13 protein-coding genes are annotated in these 20,843 nt (G+C 67.8%); 8 read left to right on the top strand and 5 right to left on the bottom strand.

Translation table 11 applies throughout. The features are described 5' to 3' along the window. Positions 1-26 precede the first annotated feature (26 nt). On the bottom strand, positions 27-854 hold the full coding sequence (locus tag ACMGRF_RS18645; RefSeq protein WP_414485469.1) for a 2-keto-4-pentenoate hydratase: 828 nt from the start codon (positions 852-854) through the stop codon (positions 27-29). Positions 855-1,028: 174 nt separating this feature from the next. Between ACMGRF_RS18645 and ACMGRF_RS18640 the strand changes: the two genes are divergently transcribed. The 3 genes from ACMGRF_RS18640 to ACMGRF_RS18630 are packed head-to-tail and all read left to right on the top strand — an operon-like array spanning position 1,029 to position 4,261. Further along, a complete protein-coding gene (locus ACMGRF_RS18640; protein ID WP_049438644.1) occupies positions 1,029-2,003 on the top strand; it encodes an alpha/beta hydrolase in 975 nt (324 codons plus the stop codon). Next, positions 2,000-3,622 (top strand): carboxylesterase/lipase family protein, encoded by a 1,623-nt coding sequence (locus ACMGRF_RS18635; protein ID WP_414485468.1) that lies wholly within the window; start codon positions 2,000-2,002, stop codon positions 3,620-3,622. The genes ACMGRF_RS18640 and ACMGRF_RS18635 overlap by 4 nt, the downstream gene beginning before the upstream one ends. Positions 3,623-3,673: 51 nt before the next feature. Further along, positions 3,674-4,261: a cysteine dioxygenase family protein gene (locus ACMGRF_RS18630; protein WP_005421147.1), complete on the top strand. Its 588-nt coding sequence runs from the start codon at positions 3,674-3,676 to the stop codon at positions 4,259-4,261. Between the two features lie 34 nt (positions 4,262-4,295). Here ACMGRF_RS18630 and ACMGRF_RS18625 read toward each other — a convergent pair whose 3' ends face one another. Together ACMGRF_RS18625 and ACMGRF_RS18620 are read right to left on the bottom strand one after the other, a co-directional pair. Beyond that, complete coding sequence (locus ACMGRF_RS18625; RefSeq protein WP_414485467.1) at positions 4,296-8,099, bottom strand: LamG-like jellyroll fold domain-containing protein; 3,804 nt, start codon at positions 8,097-8,099, stop codon at positions 4,296-4,298. A 138-nt stretch (positions 8,100-8,237) separates the two neighbouring features. After that, positions 8,238-10,988: a TonB-dependent receptor gene (locus ACMGRF_RS18620; protein ID WP_414485466.1), complete on the bottom strand. Its 2,751-nt coding sequence runs from the start codon at positions 10,986-10,988 to the stop codon at positions 8,238-8,240. 283 nt (positions 10,989-11,271) lie between these two features. Here ACMGRF_RS18620 and ACMGRF_RS18615 point away from each other — a divergent pair, with 283 nt between their 5' ends. Next, positions 11,272-12,291 carry a sugar kinase gene (locus ACMGRF_RS18615; RefSeq protein ID WP_005421153.1) on the top strand — a complete coding sequence of 340 codons (1,020 nt, stop codon included), beginning with the start codon at positions 11,272-11,274 and terminating at the stop codon, positions 12,289-12,291. Beyond that, positions 12,278-12,916, top strand: coding sequence for a bifunctional 4-hydroxy-2-oxoglutarate aldolase/2-dehydro-3-deoxy-phosphogluconate aldolase (gene eda / locus ACMGRF_RS18610; RefSeq protein ID WP_049438647.1), 639 nt, complete (start codon positions 12,278-12,280; stop codon positions 12,914-12,916). Before ACMGRF_RS18615 ends, eda begins: the two co-directional genes overlap by 14 nt. A 48-nt stretch (positions 12,917-12,964) precedes the next feature. Here the strand turns inward: eda and ACMGRF_RS18605 are convergent, their stop codons facing one another. Next, positions 12,965-14,854 (bottom strand): sigma-54-dependent Fis family transcriptional regulator, encoded by a 1,890-nt coding sequence (locus ACMGRF_RS18605; RefSeq protein ID WP_180879827.1) that lies wholly within the window; start codon positions 14,852-14,854, stop codon positions 12,965-12,967. Between the two features lie 236 nt (positions 14,855-15,090). On the opposite strand from ACMGRF_RS18605, the gene adh reads away from it, so the two are divergent. The 3 genes from adh to ACMGRF_RS18590 all read left to right on the top strand — a co-directional run bounded on the left by adh (position 15,091) and on the right by ACMGRF_RS18590 (position 18,278). Next, the gene (gene adh / locus ACMGRF_RS18600) at positions 15,091-16,632 is read left to right on the top strand and encodes an aldehyde dehydrogenase (RefSeq protein WP_414485465.1); all 1,542 of its coding nucleotides are present in this window, start codon (positions 15,091-15,093) and stop codon (positions 16,630-16,632) included. 75 nt (positions 16,633-16,707) lie between these two features. Then, positions 16,708-17,736: an alcohol dehydrogenase AdhP gene (gene adhP / locus ACMGRF_RS18595; protein WP_005421163.1), complete on the top strand. Its 1,029-nt coding sequence runs from the start codon at positions 16,708-16,710 to the stop codon at positions 17,734-17,736. A gap of 149 nt (positions 17,737-17,885) precedes the next feature. Beyond that, complete coding sequence (locus tag ACMGRF_RS18590; RefSeq protein WP_099485886.1) at positions 17,886-18,278, top strand: hypothetical protein; 393 nt, start codon at positions 17,886-17,888, stop codon at positions 18,276-18,278. A gap of 75 nt (positions 18,279-18,353) precedes the next feature. On the opposite strand, the gene ligD is transcribed toward ACMGRF_RS18590, so the two are convergent. Then, positions 18,354-20,840 (bottom strand): DNA ligase D, encoded by a 2,487-nt coding sequence (gene ligD / locus ACMGRF_RS18585; protein WP_180879829.1) that lies wholly within the window; start codon positions 20,838-20,840, stop codon positions 18,354-18,356. Between the last annotated feature and the right edge of the window lie 3 nt (positions 20,841-20,843).

Genomic DNA, 20,843 nt, shown 5'->3' with positions numbered 1-20,843 from the left:
GCGTGTTCACCAGGGCAGCCCCGCGGTCATCCCGCGGGCACGGCCCGGCAGGCAATGTCACCGAAGCCGGCAAAGCGCACCAGCGCCGTTTGTCCTGCCTCGATATCGTGGATGCCGGTGGCATTGCCGGTGGCGATCAGGTCGCCCTTGCGCAGCGGCCGGCCACGCAGGGCCGAACGGGACAGCGCAAAGGCATAGGCCGCCCGCAGGCCACCGGGCAGGCGGGTGGCGCCACCGATGCCGACCACCTCACCTTCGATCAGTGTCTCGGCACGCAGCGAGTTTTCGTCGCGTGCGGTCCAGTCGACGATCTCCGGGCCCAGCACCAGGCCGTTGTTGTTGCCAAAGTCGGCCACCACCACGCGCGGACCGAGTTCGTTGATGGTGGCGAGCGGACTGCTGGCCACTTCCACGCCGATGTAGAGGCGCGCAGGCAGCGCTTCGGCCTGTTCCGGGGACCAGTGCAGCTGTCCGGCCGGCGCGTCCTCCAACAGCTCCAGCACGTACTCTGCTTCGACTGCGCCGAAGCCCCCGACGAAGACCGGGATGTCGCTTGTTCCACCGGTATCATTCCAGAGCTGACGTTTGAAGATCGGCCCCAGCAGGCGCTCATCGCCGGAGCCGTCGCGACGCTCGGCAGCGATGTAACCCACCTTCCAGCCGACCACCGTATCGCTCCACAGACCGATGGCCTTGTCCTGCACGTGGTAGGCAGCCACCAGATCGACGGGGATCTCTCCGGGGAACGCGGGCAGGGCCTTGCCTGCGCGGCGTGCATCGGTGAAGGCGCGGGCGATGGCGGCTGCACCGTCCGGCGCCGGCCTCTGCCCCTGTGTGCCGTGTTCGTTGCTCAAGAACGGTCTCCCTCTGCGTTGTTGCACTGCCCATCGACAGCGTCTGCAGGAGGTGTATATGGTAAACCGGTGTCATCGCGCAAGCCGCAGCGCATCACACCCGCTTCCGGGGCGCTTGCGGCACGCTGCCCACCCTTCGCTGGAGCCCGGTCCGCCATGCGTCTGCCCCCTCTTGTGCTGTTCCTGTGCGTTCTGTTGACGCTTGCCCCGGCACGTGCCGCCGACGTCCCGCTGCGCGACGGCCAGCGGCTTGCCGGGGAGGTGGCGGGCGAACGCCTGCCGCTGTGGCCGGACGGCCAGGTACCTGGCCAGAGCGCTCCGGCACGGAAGGCGCGGGTGGTTGAGCGCAGCCCCGATCCGGCCCATCCGGACCGGTTCGTGGACGGGATCGATGCGCCATACATGATCGTGCACGCGCCGCCACGTCCGAACGGGCAGGCGGTGCTGGTCATTCCGGGCGGCGGCTACCAGCGGGTGGTAATCGACAAGGAGGGCAGCGCGCTGGTGCCGGACTGGGTGCAGCGGGCAGGCTTCACCCTGTTCGTGCTTCGCTACCGCCTGCCGCAGCCGGGCAGGGACCGCCAGGCGGCGCTGGCCGATGCCCAGCGTGCGCTGCGGGTCGTGCGCGACCAGGCCGCACGCCGCGGCCTGGAGGCTGACAATGTGGCGGTCATGGGCTTTTCCGCCGGCGGCCACGTGGCTGCGCGGCTGGCCACCGGCTTCGATGCTCCGGTCTATCCCGCACGCGATGCGATCGATCAGCTGAGCGCGCGCCCGGCACGGGCGGTGCTGGTCTACCCGGTCATCGACATGGGCGCGCATGCGCACAGCGGTTCGCGCGGGCGATTGCTGGGCGAGCACCCTGACCCCGCATTGGCGGCCCAGTACTCGGTGCAGGAGCACGTGCGCGCGGACATGCCACCGACCATGCTGATCCATGCCAACGACGATCGCGTGGTCAGCGTGCACAACAGCGAGGTGATGGCGCAGGCGCTGGCCAGGGCAGGTGTCGAGCACGAACTGCATGTGTTCGCCCATGGTGGCCACGGCTTCGGCATGCGCCTGCAGCCCGGCTCCACCCTGGCGCAGTGGCCAGCGCTGGCACAGGCATGGCTGACAGCAGGAAAGGGTGCGGAGGGCAGCCGATGACGGGAGCACCCGACGATCTGCAGCGCCGCCGTTTCCTGCGCGACAGCGCGCGCTGGGCGTTGGCCACGGCCACGCTGGTGGCACTGCCGGCAGCGGCGTTGCCCGGTGCACGCGACGAACGCCTGCCGATCGTCCGCGTGCGCGGGGGGCGCGTGCGCGGCCAGCATGAACAAGGCGTGCTGGTATTCCGCGGCGTGCGCTACGGCGCCGATACCGGCACCCATCGCTTCCAGCCACCACGCCGGGAAGCGGCATGGAACGGGATCGCCGACGCACTGGACTATGGCGCGGCCGCACCGCAGGGCGGCGCGGAAGGCCCCGGCAGCGAAGACTGCCTGTTCCTCAACGTCTGGACCCCCGCACTGGGGGATGGCGGCCGCCGCCCGGTGCTGGTCTACATGCACGGGGGTGGGTTCAACAACGGCTCCGGCAGCGATCCGCTGTACGACGGCAGTGCGCTGTGCCGCCGCGGCGATGTGGTGGTAGTGACCCTCAATCATCGGCTGAACACCTTCGGTTACCTGTACCTGGGCGCACTTGGCGACGCACGCTACGCCGCGTCGGGGAATGTCGGCCAGCTCGACCTGGTACAGGCGCTGCAGTGGGTACGCGAACACGCGGCGATCTTCGGCGGTGACGCTGGAAACATCACCGTGTTCGGCCAGTCCGGGGGCGGCGCCAAGATCGCCACGCTGATGGCGATGCCTGCGGCACGCGGCCTGTTCCAGCGCGCGTGGACAATGAGCGGGCAGCAGGTCACCGCGGCCGGCCCGCGTGCCGCCGCACAGCGCGCCGCCATTGCAATGGAGGCAGTGGGTGCAAAGGACCTGTCTGCCCTGCTGCGGCTCCCGGCCGCCGATCTGCTTGCAGCCACCCGTGCCCGCGATCCATCGCGGGTGGAAAGCACATCGCTGTACTTCGGGCCGGTACTGGACGAAGTCTCCCTTCCGGTGCATCCGTTCTGGCCGCAGGCACCGCGGCAGTCGGCCAGCATTCCGATGGTGATCGGCAATACGCGCGACGAGACCCGCGCCTTCCTCGGCAACGATCCGGCCAACTTCGCGCTGACCTGGGAAACGCTGCCGGCGCAGCTGGAACGCCAGCAGTTCGTGGATCTGCTGCCGCAGACGGTGATCGCCGAGTACCGGCGCCTGTACCCGCATTACACGCCTTCGGAGGTGTTCTTCGCGGCCACTACCGCAGGCCGTTCCTGGCGCGGCGCAGTGGAGGAACTGGAAGCGCGTGCGCGCCAGCCCAGTGGGGCCGCGCCCACCTGGGCCTACCAGCTGGACTGGGGCTCACCGGTGGAGCAAGGCCGGCTGCGCGCCTTCCACACGCTGGACATCCCACTGGTGTTCGACAACGCCGGCCTGCCCGGCGCACGCACCGGTGGAGGTGCGGATGCGCATACGCTGGCGGCGGCAATGAGCGACGCACTGATCGCCTTCGCGCGCAACGGCGACCCCAATCATCGCGGAATGCCGCAATGGCCACCCTACGCGCTGCCCCGGCGGCAGACCATGCTGTTCGATCGCCAGAGCGGCGTGGTGGACGATCCTCGTGCCGGCGAACGTGCGCTGTACGCGAAAGTACCGTTCGTGCAGCGCGGTACGCAGTGATGACACCGCGGTGCAAACATTCTGTTAACCCCTCTCGGCTAGAGTCGGGACATGGGAACGATGTCCTTGCCACCGTCATTCACCGGCCGGGAGCGGCTGTTCGCTGCGATCGATGCCGCGGTGATGCTGGGTACGCCGGAGGCCATCACCGGTGCGCTGCAGCGGGTGCTGCGCGAGGCCATCGTCGATCCGTCCATCCAGCTGCCCCCCTGCGTGCGGCGCCCGGTCGAAGGGCATTACGCACGCCGTGAACTGCACCGCAGCCCGACCCTGGGCTACAGCGTCATCGCCATGTGCTGGGGCCCAGGCCAGGGCACGCCCCTGCATGACCACGATGCCATGTGGTGCGTGGAAGGTGTCTGGCAGGGCGAACTGATCGTCACTCCCTATGCGCTGATTGAACAGGATGGCGAACGTCATCGCTTTGCCGCCCAGCCCACGCTGTACGGCCACCGCGGTAGCGCCGGCAGCCTGATTCCGCCGCACGAGTACCACACGCTGTGCAACGCCAGCGACGCAGACGTGGCCGTGTCGCTGCACGTCTACGAGGGCGTGATGGAACGCAGCGCGGTGTTCGAGCCGTTGGATGATGGCTGGTACCAGCGCCGGATGAAGCGGCTGGAGACCGAGGCGTCCTGACCCGCGCCGGATCAAGCCGGGCGTAATGCAGGCATCATCGTGGCACGCCGACCACGTTGTTGAGCCGGGTCACTTCCTCGCCACCGTCGGCCAGCGCCACGCGCACGCGCAGGCCGCTGCGGTCACCGGCCGGCAACGGCAACCAGACCTGCACGGTCTTCGGCTGCAGGTCACTGGGTGCCCCCAGCGCCGGCACGTCCGTGCGGGCGATCTCGCGACCGCGCGCGTCTTCCAGCATTGCTACGCCCACGCCGGTGCCGACATGGCCCAGGCTGTGCACGGTCACCTGCAGCTGGCTGCCGTCGATGCGTACGTCGCCGCGACCCACGCCCAGGTCCGGCCGTGTTTCCACCGGTGTTCCCTCGGACACGCGTTCAAACTCGAACACCTCTGTACGCCCGGGACGGAACTGCAGCGCTACCGAAGCGCTGGTTTCCAGCTGCACGCGGCGTTCGGCGGGCGTGCCGTCGATGTGGCCATCGCCATCGGCATCCACGCCGCTGCGTATCCGCCAGGTCCCGCTGGCCACGTTCCAGCCGGTCATGTCGGCGCCGATGGTGCGCGTGCCCAGGTTGTAGCTGGTAACGGTGAAACGTTCACGCGACGGCGCATGCACCAGCAGGGCGACCTGTTCGGCCGCGTCCTCGCGGTCGAAGCGCCAGCTGACGGTATGGCCGGGCCAGCTCTGGTTGCGCTTCAGCGCGATGCCGCCCAGGCGTGCGCGCTGCAGGAATTCACTGGGCGCTTCCACGCGGTCGGACCACCAGTGGCCCTCGGTGTTCATGTATGCGCGCTGCACTTTCGCCTGCAGGCCGTCGGCATGCAGGGCGGCGATGTATGACCTGTCGCCGCTGGCCTGCCACGCCATCAGGCTGGCGAAACCGGTTTTTCCCGCGTCGGCCTCGGCGCGCAGCAGCGGGTACCAGTCCTGTTGCCGGCCCAGTACGTCCACGACGTTCTCGCCCAGGTTGGCCAGGGCGCCCGGGCCGCCACGGGCCACGCGGTAGTCCAGTGCCTGCAGGTACTTCGCATCGCCGCTCCAGCGCCACGCCGCCCAGAAGGTGTGCATCGTGTCGCCGTTGCCGGAGCCGTTGTTCAACTCGCCGCCGCGGGTGGCACCGCTGGCCCAGTTGATCTCGTTGGGCAGGGTGAAGCCTCCCTTGTCGTCCTTGCCTGCGTGGGCCAGATAGCCATCGGCCAGGCCGATCACCAGCGCGCGGCCGGTGGGATCGGCGTTGTACTGGCCCAGCAGGAACGCCGGGTGCAGCACCGGGAAAGAATACGGCTTCTGCCACTGCCAGTTCGGTTCGCGGTAGACCTTGTTGCCACCGAACCAGTTGCTGGAAAACAGCAGGTGGCCCTGCGGGTTGCGCAGGATGATGCGCTCGTCGAAGGCCTTCACCGTTTCCATCAGGCGTTCCAGCGTCAGCGGGTCGCCCCAGTTGAGGTAGAGCATGGCGCTGTTGGTGTTGATGCCTTCCTCATAGGAATGCAGCTCGTCGGTCTCGATGGTGCTCAAGCCGTTGCTGAACATGCCGTTGCGGTACACCGCATCGGACAGCGCGGTCAGCGAGGCGTTCAATCGATCCGGCTGCACACCCATCAGGGCCAGCCCCGGCCACTGCTGGGTCAGGTCGGAATCGTCGGAGATGCCACCGCCGAAATCCCCGTAGGCCACCTGCCGTTCATCGATCCACCAGTCGACGAACTGCCGCACCTGCGCCAGGTCCTGCACCTGGTTGAATGCCCACGCCGGCACGCCCCTGGGCACGGCAGGCGCCGTGTAGGGCGGGCGGCCCTGGCTGTTGTAGCTGATGTAGTTCCAGTACAGGCGGCCGAGTTCATGGTCCGGATCCACCCGCAGCAGGTCGCTCAGGTCCGCATACACGCGCGCGTACAGGCGTTGGCGCTTGGACGTGGTGTGCTCTTCCACCAGGAAGCCCCAGTTGTCGCGGACCTGGTTGAAGCGGTCGGCCACGTGCTCCCTCAGCGCGTCGGCGCGCGGCTTGAACACCAGCCGGACCTGCGCACCGTCGAGGGCATCGGCATCGAAGCCCGGTGCGGCCGAGGCGATGCTCAGCCACAGGCTGTCCGGGGTGAGGATGCGATCGCGCAGGTCCAGCCACAGCGTGCGTTTCTGCCCTGGTGGCACCGACACCGATACGTCGATCATGTCGCGCGCCGGCCAGATCGGATCCTTGATGCGGATGTTCAGCGGGACCAGCCCATCGTGGGTGGGCGGCAGGTTGAGCGCGGGAAGGTCGATGGCCACGCCGTCCAGGCCGTCGTGCATGTTCTCCCAGCTGTAGGCCCAGCTGCGGATCAGCGGCTGGTTGGCGGGTGCATCGCCCACCCCGGAAGGGATCAGCACGTGCACGATGGGCCGCGGATGCGCAGGCAGGGTGCCTGCATCCCGGCGGCGGGAACCGGCGCCCTTCGGCAGCGCCATCACCGTGCTGCGTTCGGCGGCCGGGAAACGTCCATCGATGTAGCGGCGCAATGCGTCCAGGTTGGTGTAGTCGGGCAGCGCGTGGCTGTCGATGATGTAGGTCTGCTTCACCGTGCCTTCCGGCTCGCCGCCCTCGCTCACGTGGTAGGCCCAGATTTCCTGGATCGGTGTTTCCTGCTCGACGTTGCTGAAACGCAGCACGCCGCCGCGCTGCGCGGCAATGTTGTCGACGCTGCGCACCACCCCGCGCGGGCGCGTGATCAGCACGTCGGTGGCATGTTCGGCGTCGGGCCCGTGGGAGAGGGTGCCGAAGGCCGCACCACGGATCTCCACCCGGTTCACCGTTTCGGTGGCCGGCAGGGTCAGGTCCAGGTGCTGGCCGCCTTCCACATAGGTGTTCCAGTCCGGAAGCTGGAAGTAGTCATTGCGGCCGGGCAGGCGCGAGCGGTTGTAGACGCCCGGCCAGGTGGTTTCGGCGATGCCATCGGTGGCCTTCCACATCCACGCCTTCAGGTCACGGGTGTCGGCAAATTCGATCTTGCGGATGCGGGTGCCGCCCGCCGCCACCGCTGGGGGTGCAGCCCCATCCCAGCCGAAGCGGTGGCGCCAGGCGCGCGTGCCATCGGCAACCCCCACGGCGCTGGCCGGTTCGCGCCCGCGAGCCAGCGCTGCCACCGCTGGCACATCCAGCATGCGGTCGTAGACCCGGATGTGCTGGAAATCGCTGCCACGCAGGAAGTTGTAGCGGCTCTGCACCTGGTACGGCGCCATCACCCGACCGGCCAGGCCAAGCTGGTCCAGCGCGGCATCGTAATCGCCGGTGGCCTGCGCGCGCGCGACTTCGCGGCCATCGATGAACAGGCGCACGCCCTGGTCCTCGTCCCAGGCGAAGGCCAGGTGCAACCACTGGTCGGGACGCGGCAGTGCATCCATGCGGAACGACACGCGGGTGCGTGCCAGGTTGGCATCGGTGACGAAGGCATCGAAGCCGTGCCCGTTCCAGTCGATGCGCAGCCAGGCCATGTCCCAGCTGCTGTGGTCGGCGTAGCCGACGCGGAAGATCACGAACGGCGCTTCACCCACCGCGTAGCGTGAACGCCAGTCGAAGGCCAGCGTGCCGCGCTGGGCCAGGATGTTGCCCGGCGCATCCCAGGCAAGCACGCCGTCGTCTTCCCATTGGATGGCCTTGCCATGCTTGCCGTCGTCGACCACCGCCACCTTGTCGCGAAAGTTCGCTACGGCCTCACCGTGAGCGGTCACGGCCTGCAGGCCGTGATTGGCATCCACATGGAAGAGCAGGGTGGGGACATCGGCGGCGGCCGTCGCGGGGCCTGCGGCCAGGGCGACTGCCAGCAGCAGGCAGCGGAACACGGTCGTGCGGTGCGGCATGGAGACATTTCCTTTCAACGGGCGACGGCCGGCGGAGGGCCGCCGGACCGTAGCAAGGCCACGCCGCAGCGGCACCTTGCGGCGCAGCAGCGGTCATGGCGAACCGCGGCGCGTATCGGCACGCGCCGCCGGCGTTGCTCAGAACTTGTAGCGCACGCCCAGCAGGAACTGGCGGCCGGTTTCGGTGTACTGCAACGGCAGTCGGCCGGTCAGCGGCGAGTAGACCCACTCGTCGGACGCCTCGTTGGTCAGGTTGATGCCTTCCAGGCTCAGTTCCAGCTGGTCGCTGATCTTGTAGCGGACGGAGGCATCGAACACCGTGGTGCCGGTCATGCCGTGATAGCCATCCAGATTGAAGCCGGTCTCCTGGCCAGGGGCCTGGGTCAGGTAGTCATCGCGGTTGGTCGCCGAGATGCGGCCGGCAAACCGCTCCCCTTCGTAGAACAGCGTCGCGTTCCACGATGACTTCGACAGACCGGTGAGATCGGTCTTCATGACCGGCTGGCCTGCCGAGTTGAGGTACTGGATCTTCGATTCCACCCAGGTGTAGTTCAGCTGTATGCCGAGGTTGGCCCACTTGCCGGGCAGGAAGGTGAAAGGCTGCGTGTAGTTGGCTTCCACGCCGTGCAGTTCGCCACCGGGCGTGTTGACCGGCTTGCTGTAGGTGAAGTCATCGCTGGCCGAGGCTCCGGTGCCTTCCAGCAGCGAGGCGGGCAGGCCGCTGTCGCTGTAGGGACGCACTTCGCGGGTGGTCTGGATGAAGCTCTCGATATCCTTGTAGAACAGGCCGATGCCGGCCATCGCGCCCTCGGCGAAGTACCATTCGAAGCCGAGATCGACATTGGTCGCGCGGATCGGATCCAGGTCAGGATTGCCGCTGGAGATGGTGCGCGCGCCGCCGGCCACAGCCACGGTCGCACCGGGCGTCAGGCTGCCCAGTCCCGGCCGGCTCATCACCTTGGCCGCGCCGAGCCGGATCAGGAAGTCCGGCGTGACTTCCGCCACCAGGTTGAGCGAGGGCAGGGTGTCGTCATAGGTGCGGTTGGCCGTGGTCTGCACCGTGCCGTTGGCCAGCGTGGACAGGCCGGTGGAGGACTGCTTGGTGCGCACGTACCGCACGCCCACGTTGCCTGACAGGGGCAGGCTGCCCAGTTCGGTGGAGAACTCGCCCATCAAGTAGGCACCGCGGTCCTTTTCTTCCACGCTGCGCACATTGTTGGCACGCGGCGCCACCGCGAAGCTGCCGCTGTTGCTGTAGATGTCGAACTGCTCGGCAATCGCCCCGAGGTCGGGGACGACCCAGCTGGCGGGGCTGCCGTTGATGCCCTTCAGCCCTGCGGGCGTGGTCATGCCCGCCGGCACGACCTTCGTGCCATCGGCAAAGCCGGGTACGGCCAGCTCGCTGGCACGGCGCAGCTCGGTGGTGCTGAACGTGTAGTCCTTGGCCAGCACGCCGCCCTTCAGGCGGAAGCCCGGGCCGAGATTCCAGTTGAAGTCGATCTGGCCGGTATCGAAGTCATTGTCCACGTACTGCGGCCGCAGGCGGATTTCCGCCAGCTCCCAGCCGTTGGGGTTGGTCGGGTCGATGCCATAGTTGAGGACCGGCGCGCGGTTGTTGCCACGATAGTCGTAGCTGTAACCATCGACGTCATACTTGTCCATGATCACCGTGGTCTGCACGGGGTTCTCATGCCTGGAGCGCGAGATGCCGATCTTGCCGGACAGGGTGAAATCATCTCCGAAGCGATGCTGGCCGTTCAGTGCGATCTGCTTGAACTCGGTACTCCATTCGTCATGGCGGCTTTCGGAACGGATGTCGACATTGTCGAACTCGCCCTGGACCAGGGCGTTGTTCTCGATCACGCCGTTGCGGACCACCATGGCCGGCTTGCCGGCCAGGCGCGGCGTGCTGCTGGTGCCGCGGCTGAAGGAGATCGCCTCGATGTAGTTTTCATCGCGGGTGGCATCGATCTTCGAGTACAGCGCGTCGAGCGAGATTTCAGTGGCATCGCCGGGTTTCCACTGCAGCGAGCCGGTCACGCCCAGGCGCTTCTGCTCATGCTCCATCTGCACGTAGCGCGGGAAACGCGGATGGAACACGTTGGCACCACGCGCTGCGGCGAACGGCGAAGAGGCCGCGAAATTGCCGTTGCTCGGGCCGTTGGCCCAGCGCCCGGTGTTGGAGCCTTCCTCCAGCGCCTGGCGCTCGGAGTAGGCCACCGAAAGCAGGGCGCCGAAGGTGCCATCGGCGAAGGTATTGGATACCAGCGCCGCGACCCGCGGGTCGGCCTTCTCGGCCATGGCGTTGTAGCTGGCCTGGCCACTGGCGGCGAAGGTGAAGCCCTCATAGTCGAACGGCCGCGCGGTACGCAGATCAACCGTGGCACCCAGCGAGCCTTCTTCAACGTCGGCCGAGGCGGTCTTGCGCACCAGCAGCTGCGAGAACAGGTCCGAGGCGAACACATTGAAGTCGAAGCCACGGCCGCGGTTGGTGCCACCGCTCTGGTCACCGGCGCCGACGGTGGTCAGCGCCTCCATGCCGTTGATGCGCACGCGGGTGAAATCCGGGCCCAGGCCGCGCACGGAGATGTTGCGGCCTTCGCCGGCCTCGCGGGTGATGACCACGCCCGGGATGCGCTGCAGTGATTCGGCCAGATTCAGGTCGGGGAACTTGCCGATGTCCTCGGCAACGATGGCGTCGACCACGCCGGCTTCGCCGCGCTTGATGTCCAGCGCCTTTTCAACGCTGGCGCGGTAGCCGGTGACGGTGACCGTGTCCAGATCGGTGGCGGCCTGCTGCTGGGCAGCCGCCGTGGTGGACAGGGCCAGCGCCACGCCCATTGCCAGCAAGGTAACCGGTGTCTTTTTTCCGTGGATCCGAGATTGCATGCCTTTCCCCTCTCCCAAAGGTCTGGTATCGCAGCTGTGCAGCGGAATGACACCGCTGGTCAAAGCCGACGTTAACAGCACGCCTCGAATCGGGCATCTTGCAGCGCAACAGATCCGCAATGTCTCCAAGACGCTTGCAGGACAATGGTTTCGACATGCGAACCGAGCATCCGCAGCGCAACTTCGGTCTAGAATGACACCGCTAGTCAACGCCACACCCCCACGTGGTCCACAACCATGCCGCGCAGTGTCCCACGCTGGCGGCAAGCACGAAGGAGCGGAGATGGGTCGTATCGTGTGTTTCGGGGAGCTGCTGCTGCGCCTGGGTGCGCCCGGCCGCGAGCTGCTGCTGCAGTCTCCGCAGTTGCAGGTGCACGTGGGCGGAGCGGAAGCCAACGTGGGTGTCTCGCTGTCCCGGCTGGGACACCAGGTCTCGATGGTCGGCGCGGTCGCAGGCAACCCGCTCGGTGCCCACGCGCTGGCAGAACTGCGCCGGCACGGCGTGGACACCCGCCACGTTCACGAGGTGCCGGGCGCTCGGATGGGGCTGTATTTCCTCACCACCGGGGCGGTCCAGCGTGCCAGCGAAGTGGTCTATGACCGCGCGGACTCGGCGTTCGCGCGCAGCACTGCGGGCGACCATGACTGGCCGGCGTTGCTGCAGGGCGCGCACTGGCTGCACCTGTCCGGGGTCAGCCCGGCACTGGGGCCGGAGGTCGCCGCAGCGACGCTGGATGCCGCACGCGCGGCGCGGCAGGCCGGGGTTCGTGTTTCCTTTGACGGCAACTTCCGCCCCAGGCTCTGGCAGCGCTGGGGTGGTGACGCCCAGGCCGTGCTGCACGAGCTGTTCGCCCAGGCCGACATCGTCTTCGCCGACCACCGTGACATGGAGGTGGTGCTGGACCGGCCGTTCACGCAACAGGAGCCGGTCGCCCGCGTCGAGGCCGCCGCCGTCGCTGCGTTCGCAGCGTTTCCACAGCTGCAGTGGATGGCGTGCACGCAGCGGCAGGTGATCAGCGTCGACCACCATGCGATGGGTGCACTGTTGCTGGGCCGCGACGGAACACGCGCGCAGGCGCCCGTGCGCCAGCTGCAGGGCATCGTCGATCGCATCGGCGGTGGCGATGCCTTCGCGGCCGGCATCCTGCATGGCATCCTGTCCGGCCTTGATGCCGACGCCACTGTGCGCTTCGGCCTGGCCGCCGGGGCCCTGAAGCATTCCATCCCCGGTGATTTCAATCCTGTCAGCGAAGCTGACGTGCTGGCCCTGATGGGCGAGGAGCGATTCGATGTCCGCCGCTGATCCGCGCGTGCGCGCGGTGCTGAAACTGGCACCGGTGATTCCGGTGTATACCCCCGGCTCGGTGGAGGAGGCCGTGCAGGTCGCACAGGCGCTGTTCCGTGGTGGCCTGCCGGTAATCGAAGTCACGCTGCGCACGCCGCAGGCGATGGACGCCATCCGGGCGATGCGGGAGGCGGTACCCGATGCCGTGGTCGGTGCCGGCACCGTCCTCACGCCCGCGCAGATGCAGGCGGCCCGGGAGGCGGGCGCGCGTTTCGCCGTGTCGCCCGGCGCTACGCCGGCCCTGTATGCAGCCGCCCGCGATGCCGACCTGCCCTACCTGCCGGGCGTGGCCACCGGGTCGGAATTGATCCTGGGCCTGGAGCACGGCCTGGATACGTTCAAATTCTTCCCTGCCGTGCAGGCTGGCGGCGCCGCGCTGCTGTCGGCCTGGCACGGGCCGTTCGCCGATGTCCGCTTCTGCCCGACGGGCGGGATCAGCGTGCAGACCGCACCACAGTTCCTGCACCTGCCCAACGTGCTGTGCGTGGGCGGTTCGTGGCTGACCACCCCGGCGCTGCTGCAGACCCGCGACTGGGATGCCATCGAACGCCTGGCCCGCGAGGCCGCAGTGCTGGCCGGCTGAGGCCGCTGCTGCGTTGCACCGGGCAGCGTCGGGCACCGTCGCGCGCGCTCAGCGCGTGGCGGGCCGGCCCAGGCGCCGGTACAGCGTGCTGCGGCTGATGCCCAGCTGCTTGGCCGCCGCGGAGATGTTGCCGTCGGCGGCCTGCAGGGCCTGACGCATCACCTCCTCGGCGATATCGCGCAGCCCACCGCGGACAGCGCAGGCGCTGTCTGCGGCCGTCACCTGCGGCGACAGCGGCGTGCTCATCAGGTCCGCCGGCAGGTGTGCTGCAGTGATCGGCTCGCCGGGGTCGCTCAACGCCACCAGGGTGCGCAGGCAGGCCTGCAGCTGCCGCAGGTTGCCCGGCCAGCGCTGCCGTTGCAGCAGCTCCAGCACCTCGGCCTGCAGTACGCGGCCTTGGGCCATCGGTGCCCACAGCGCCTGCAGCAGGGCGCCGCGCTCGTCCAGTTCGCGCAGGGTGGGCAGGTGCACCACATGATCGGCGATGCGGTAGTACAGGTCCGCGCGGAAGCGTCCGTCGGCCACGGCCTGCTGCAGGTCGCGGTGGCTGGCGCAGACGAGGGCGAAGTCCAGCTTTACCGGACGGCCACCGCCGAGCGGTGACAGTTCGCGTTCCTGCAGTACGCGCAGCAGTCGCGGCTGCAGGGCCAACGGCATGTCGCCGATCTCATCGAGGAACAGCACACCCCCCTGGGCCTGCCTCAGCAGGCCGGTACTGCCCTGCCGGCGCGCGCCGGTGAAGGCCCCTTCCTCGTAGCCGAACAACTCCGCTTCGATCAGCCCCTCTGGCAGGGCCGCGCAGTTCACCGCCACCAGCGGCTGGCCGGCGCGCGTACTGCGGCGGTGCAGCTCGCGTGCGAATACTTCCTTGCCGGTGCCCGTCTCCCCCTGCACCAGCACCGGCAGGCCGGCATCGAGCACGCGCACGGCCCGGTGCAACTGCTGCTGCACCGGCGTGGCCAGCACCGTGCCGGGCGCCGCCGGCACGGGAGCCACGGGGACCACGCGCGGAGCGCGTGCGGACACGACGCTGCCGGCGCGTGCGCGGCGCTTGCTTTCACTGTGGCCGTACAGCGCGCGTCCCTGCCGGTCCAGCAGCATGCCGTCGTCGTGCAGCCGCGCAAGTGGCTGGTCGAACAGGGCCTCGTAGGAGGCGTGGCCGATGTCGTGCCGGTCCAGCCCGAACAGCCCCAGGCCAACGCGGTTGGCAGCCACCAGGCGGCCGTTGCGGAAGCCGAGCAGCGCTTCGCGCGGGCTGCCCAGCAGCAACGGCTGGGCATGCAGGTGCAGCAGTTCGCAGTCGTCCAGTCCGTCGGCAAAGTAACGGTGCTCGATCTGGTCCACGGCCTGGCGACCCAGCGCCAGCGCATGCAGATGGGCGTGGCGCGCGTCACCGGAAATGTCGAGCACGCCCACGCGCTGGCCGAAGGGATCGAAGATCGGTGTGGCCGAGCAGGTGAGGATGCCGTGCGGGGCGAAGAAATGCTCGCCGCCGCGTACCTGCAGGGCGCGGCCTTCGACGATGGCGGTGCCGATGGCATTGGTGCCGACGGTGCCTTCGTCCCAGCGCACGCCGGGCATCAGCGCGACCTGGCCGGCACGGTCCAGGAAGCTGTTGCTGCCCTCGGCATCCAGCACCCAGCCTTCCTCATCGGTGAGCAGCACGATGCCATCACTGCTGGCCAGCGAGCCGGCCAGGCCTTCCAGCTCGGGCCGGGCCAGCCGCCATAGGCGCTCGCGGCGCTGGCGCAGTTCGCGCAGGGAGGGTTCGGGCACCGGCGCCACGTCGGGCCGTGCATCCACCGATAGGCCCTGGCGCTGGCAGCGCCGCCACGACTGCAGGATGGCGTCGGGTACCACGCCAGCCGGCACTGCACCGCGCTCGAAGAAGGCACGGCGCGCGCCGCCGACGCGCTCGGGAAGAATCGGCTGGGACACCCTCTCGCTCCTTGTCGCATTCTGCGACAGCTGTTGCGGGCACTGTTTCGATTAAAAGCACATCCCGCCTTCAAGTGCCATGACGTCCACTGGTGCGCTGCGGCATTCCGCCAGGGGACCGCCAACACTGATGCCGCCGCGCCGCGTGATGCGCCGCAGCACCGGCGGGATTGGCACGCTCGTTGCGGTAGCCGGGCAGGTCCCGGGTTGTCCGGGCCATCCAAGGAGTGCCCCCGATGAATGCCGTTGCTTCAATCCCGCCCTCGCCCTCAACCGACCCGGCCGGTCCCGGCACGCTGTTCAAACCCCGCTACGACAACTACATCGGTGGCCAGTGGGTGGCACCGCGCAGCGGCCAGTACTTCGACAACATCACGCCGATCACCGGCAGGGTGCTCACCTCGGTGGCGCGCTCCAACGCCGACGACATCGAGGCCGCGCTGGATGCGGCCCATGCCGCCAAGGAAGACTGGGGCAGGCGCTCCACCGCCGAGCGCGCCAACCTCCTCAACCGCATCGCTGACCGCATCGAGCAGAACCTGGAACTGATCGCGCGCGCCGAGACCTGGGACAACGGCAAGCCGATCCGCGAAACCCTCAACGCCGACATCCCGCTGATGATCGACCACTTCCGCTATTTCGCAGGCGTGGTGCGCGCGCAGGAAGGCAGCCTGTCGGAGATCGACAAGGACACCGTGGCCTACCATTTCCACGAACCGCTGGGCGTGGTCGGCCAGATCATCCCGTGGAACTTCCCGTTGCTGATGGCGGCCTGGAAGCTGGCCCCGGCGCTCGCCGCCGGCAACTGCGTGGTGCTCAAGCCGGCCGAGCAGACCCCAGCCTCGATCTTGGTGCTGATGGAGATCATCGGTGACCTGCTGCCCCCGGGCGTGCTCAACATCGTCAACGGCTTTGGCCTGGAAGCAGGCAAGCCGCTGGCCAGCAGCCCACGCATCGCCAAGATCGCCTTCACCGGCGAGACCAGCACCGGCCGCCTGATCATGCAGTACGCCAGCCAGAACCTGATTCCGGTGACGCTGGAACTGGGCGGCAAGTCGCCCAACATCTTCTTCGCCGACGTGATGGCCGAGGACGATGATTTCCTCGACAAGGCCGTGGAGGGCTTCGTGCTGTTCGCGCTGAACCAGGGCGAAGTGTGCACCTGCCCGTCGCGTGCGCTGGTACAGGAATCCATCTACGAGCGTTTCATGGAACGGGTGCTCAGGCGCGTGGCCGCGATCAGGCAGGGTGATCCGCTGGACCCGGACACCATGATCGGCGCACAGGCCTCCGCCGAACAGCTGGACAAGATCCTCTCCTACATCGACATCGGCAAGCAGGAAGGGGCCGAAGTGCTGATCGGTGGCGAGCAGAACACCCTGGGTGGCGACCTGGCCGGTGGTTACTACGTGAAACCCACCGTATTCAGGGGCCACAACCGCATGCGCATCTTCCAGGAGGAGATCTTCGGGCCGGTGGTAGCGGTGACCACCTTCAAGACCGAGGAAGAAGCTCTGCAGATCGCCAACGACACGCTGTACGGCCTGGGTGCCGGCGTGTGGAGCCGGGACGCCGCGCGCCTCTACCGCATGGGCCGTGCCATCCAGGCCGGGCGCGTGTGGACCAACTGCTATCACGCCTACCCGGCGCACGCCGCATTCGGTGGCTACAAGCAGTCGGGCATCGGCCGCGAGAACCACCGGATGATGCTCGACCACTACCAGCAGACCAAGAACCTGCTGGTCAGCTATTCGCCGAAGAAGCTCGGCTTCTTCTGATGGATTGATCGGGATCAAGGCGCAGGCATGGGGCCGGCGCCATCCTGTCTGCAAGCGCACTACGGAGAAGCATGCATGAACAGAACCATGAAGGCCGCCGTCGTCCGCGAGTTCGGCAAGCCACTGGTCATCGAGGAAGTCGTGGTACCGCGCCCGGGGGCGGGCGAGGTGCTGGTCAGGATCGAGGCTTGTGGCGTCTGCCATACCGACCTGCACGCCGCCGAGGGCGACTGGCCGGTGAAACCGAACCCGCCGTTCATCCCCGGCCACGAGGGCGTGGGGCACGTCGTGGCCGTGGGAGGCGGGGTAGGGCACGTCAAGGAAGGCGACAGGGTCGGCATCCCCTGGTTGTACTCGGCGTGTGGTCATTGCGAACACTGCCTGGGTGGCTGGGAAACGCTGTGCGAGACGCAGCGCAACACCGGCTACTCGGTCAACGGCGGCTTCGCCGAGTACGCACTGGCCGATGCCAACTATGTCGGCCTGCTTCCGAAGGACGTGGGCTTCGTCGAGATCGCGCCGGTGCTGTGCGCCGGCGTGACCGTCTACAAGGGCCTGAAGGTCACCGACACCAAGCCCGGTGACTGGGTGGCGATTTCCGGCATCGGTGGCCTGGGCCACATGGCGGTGCAGTACGCTCGCGCAATGGGCCTGAACGTGGCCGCGGTGGACGTGGACGATACCAAGCTTGCACTGGCGCGCCAGCTCGGCGCGCAGGTCACCGTCAACGCGCGCACCACCGACCCGGCCGCCTTCCTGAAGAAGGAAATCGGTGGCGCACACGGTGCACTGGTCACGGCGGTGTCGCCGAAGGCGTTCGAGCAGGCACTGGGCATGGTGCGCCGTGGCGGCACTGTCTCGCTCAATGGCCTGCCGCCCGGCAACTTCCCGCTGGATATCTTCGGCATGGTGCTCAACGGCATCACCGTGCGCGGCTCGATCGTCGGTACCCGGCTGGACCTGCAGGAATCACTGCAGTTCGCCGCCGAGGGCAAGGTCGCGGCCACGGTCAGCACCGACCGCCTGGAAAACATCAACGACGTGTTCGCGCGCATGCATGCGGGCACCATCGAAGGCCGCGTGGTGCTCGACTTCGCCGCCTGACCGCCTGTGCATGGCCGCCGTCGCTCCGTCCCCCTCTCCCACGGACGCGGCGGCCATGCCGATTCATCGGATCGGATCCACACACATTTCGGTAGTGCCGGCCGTTGGCCGGCATGCCGGGTTCTCCGCCGCAGCCGTACAATGCGCGCATGCCTGGCGTGCTCAAGACCCTGTTCCTGTCCATCGTTGCCCTGATCGGCGGCGTGCTGTCGCTTGCGCTGGTCAGCAGCGTCGCCAGCTGGCTGCCACCGTTGCTGGGCCTGTCGCCGGACAACAACAGCGTGCAGCTGGGCTGGGATCTCGCCTTCAGCGTGCTCGGTGGCATCGCCGGGGTTTCCTTTGCCACCTATTACGCGCCCTGCTGGCCGCGATCGCACGGCTTCTCGATCTGGTCGCTGGTCGCGCTGGGCTGTGGCTACGCAATGTGGACGGCCGGTGCGGATTTCCCGTTCTGGTTCGTCATTTCACTGCTGGCGTCACTGCCGTTGCAACTGCTGGCCGGCTGGTGGTTCGGACGTCGTCCCTCGCGCGATGCAAGGTGATGCCGCCCCTGTAGAGCCGAGCCCGTGCTCGGCTTTCATGCACATCGACACAGGCAGCCGAGCATAGGCTCGGCTCTACAGGTCCATGCGCGGCAACGTCTGCTTCAGCCGCGCGATGCCGTGCCAAGGGTCCGCCTTCAGCCGCTTCGCGCGCGCCAGCGCCTTGCCCATGGGAAATGCGTCGGCGGCATTGATGCGAGCCAGTTCATCCCAGCGCAGCGGTACTGCCACGCCAGCGGAATCGCGCGCACGCAACGACCACGAGCACACACTGGTGGCACCCCGCGTATTGCGCAGCCAGTCGATGAAAATGACGCCACCACGCTTGGCCTTGCTCATTGTTGCCACGTAGCGGTCCGGCGCCCGCTCCGCCATCGCCCGGGCGAACGCCTCACAGAACGCCTTGGCCTGTTCCCAGTCGGCCTTGGGCCGCAGCGGCACCACCACATGCACGCCCTTGCCCCCGGACAGCCGCACGAAACTCTTCAGGCCGGCTTCCTGCAGGCGGTCACGGACATCACGCGCAGCGGCTTTCACCTCTGCCCATCCCACCCCTTCACCGGGATCGAGATCGAACACCAAGCGATCCGGGTGCTCGGGATCGGCCACGGTCGCGCCCCACGGATGCAGCTCCAGGGTGTTCATCTGCACCAGTTGCAGCAGGCCCCGCACATCGTCGATGTAGACGTAGTCCTCGCGGCCGCTCTTCTGCTGCAGGGGCACCGCGTGCACGGCATCGCCCAGGCCGGGGCCATGGTGCTTCTGGAAGAAGCAGGCCTTGCCCACGCCATCCGGGCAGCGCAGCAGTGACAAGGGCCGCCCGGCAATTTCGGGCAGGATCCAGCGCGCCATGCGCTGGTAGTAGTCCGCCACGTCGCCCTTGCTGAGCTTCTGCCTGGGGAACACCACCCGCTCCGGATGGGTGATCTGGACCTCGCCCCCGGCTTCAGCACTCGATACGGCCACTCCCAGGTCCTCCTTCTGCTTGTCGCTGCGCAGCCGCTTGAAACTGGCCTGGCGCAGCAGGCCTTCCTTGCCCCAGCCACGGAACGCCACCTCCGCTACCGTCACCGGCTTCACCCAGCGAACGCTGGCGGCGCGGAACGGCACATGCGCGGGCAGTTCCAGCACCGGCGTCCTCACCGCCAGTGGCTGCAGTGCCTTGAGCAGCGCGCGCAGGCTCTCGTCGTCGAAGCCGGTGCCGACCCGCCCCACATAGCGCAATCCGCCGTTGTCCGGCGTGGCGAGAAGCAGCGAGCCGAACCCTACCCGGGAGCCCTTCGGTGCCGTGTAGCCGACAATCACGAACTCGTCGGTGTCTTCATGCTTCACCTTCACCCAGCTGCGTGCACGGGTGTTCACGTAGGGCGCATCCACCTGCTTGCTGACGATGCCTTCGAATCCCGCCTTGCCGCTGGCATCGAATACCTGCGGGCCATGGTCGATCACGTGCTCGCTGAAGGCCAGGGTTCCGGGCGTGGGTCCGATGAGATCCTTCAGCAGCGCCTTGCGCTCCAGCAGCGGTGAACGACTGATGTCCACGCCGGCCACACCCGGCAGATCGAACACGATGTAGCGCAACGGTTGCTTCGAACTCCCGTCGATCACGCGCTGCAGCGCGGCGAAGTCGCTGCGTCCATCCCGGTCCAGCACCACCAGCTCGCCGTCCAGTCGCGCATCCGTCACCGGCAGTGCCTGCACGGCCTGTACCACCTCGGGGAAATCACCGGTCCAATCCAGGCCGTTGCGGGAGCACAGCGTCACCTTGCCTTCGTGCAGATCGGCCAGCAGGCGATAGCCATCCCACTTGATCTCATGCAACCAGCGCTCGCCGTCCGGTGCACTGTCGCGATGATCGGTCAACTGTGGCTTGAAGGCACGCGGGTAGGGCGTGTCACGCGCGCCGTCCAGGTTGAGCGCTCGCGCATGCCAACGCGCATCGGCCTTGCGGGTCGCCGATCGTGCAGCCGGTGCGGCGCGCGTTGACTTGCCCGCCGTGCGCTTGCTCACTGCGGATGTGCGTTTCGGCATGGGGGATTGGAGCAGATCATCTGCTTCGGCATCACGCGCTTCCCCGTCGTCGCGTTTGATCAACAGCCACTGCAGCTGGCGTCCCTTCATCGCTGTGCGCACCAGCTTCCAGCCGCCGGCCAGGCGTTGCCCATGCAGCACGAAGTCGATCTTTCCTGCTGCCAGTGCCTGCAGTGGATCGCCTTCGCAGGCCCATGTGCCGTGATCGAAGACCTCCACGTGGCCAGCGCCATAGTGGCCTTCGGGAATGTCTCCTTCGAAAACGGCGTAGGACAGCGGATGGTCTTCCACTTCCACGGCCAGCCGCTTGTCACCAGCGCGAAGCGAAGGACCCTTCGGCACCGCCCAGCTTTTCAGCACACCGTCCATCTCAAGGCGGAAGTCATAGTGCCGCGAACTGGCATGATGCAGCTGTATGACAAAGATCGGCCGCCGCTTCGGGTTGCCGTGTGCGGGTGTGTCGTCAGGTTCCGGTGTCTGCCCGAGGCCACCGCCAAGCCGGCGCTTTCGCCGGTACTGGTGCAACGACATGGC

The organism is Stenotrophomonas sp. EMP41 (assembly GCF_047495535.1).
GTDB classification, from domain to species: Bacteria; Pseudomonadota; Gammaproteobacteria; order Xanthomonadales; family Xanthomonadaceae; genus Stenotrophomonas; species Stenotrophomonas sepilia.
Note: the sequence above shows the minus strand (reverse complement) of the source record. Positions and strands in the feature narration are given on the sequence as shown.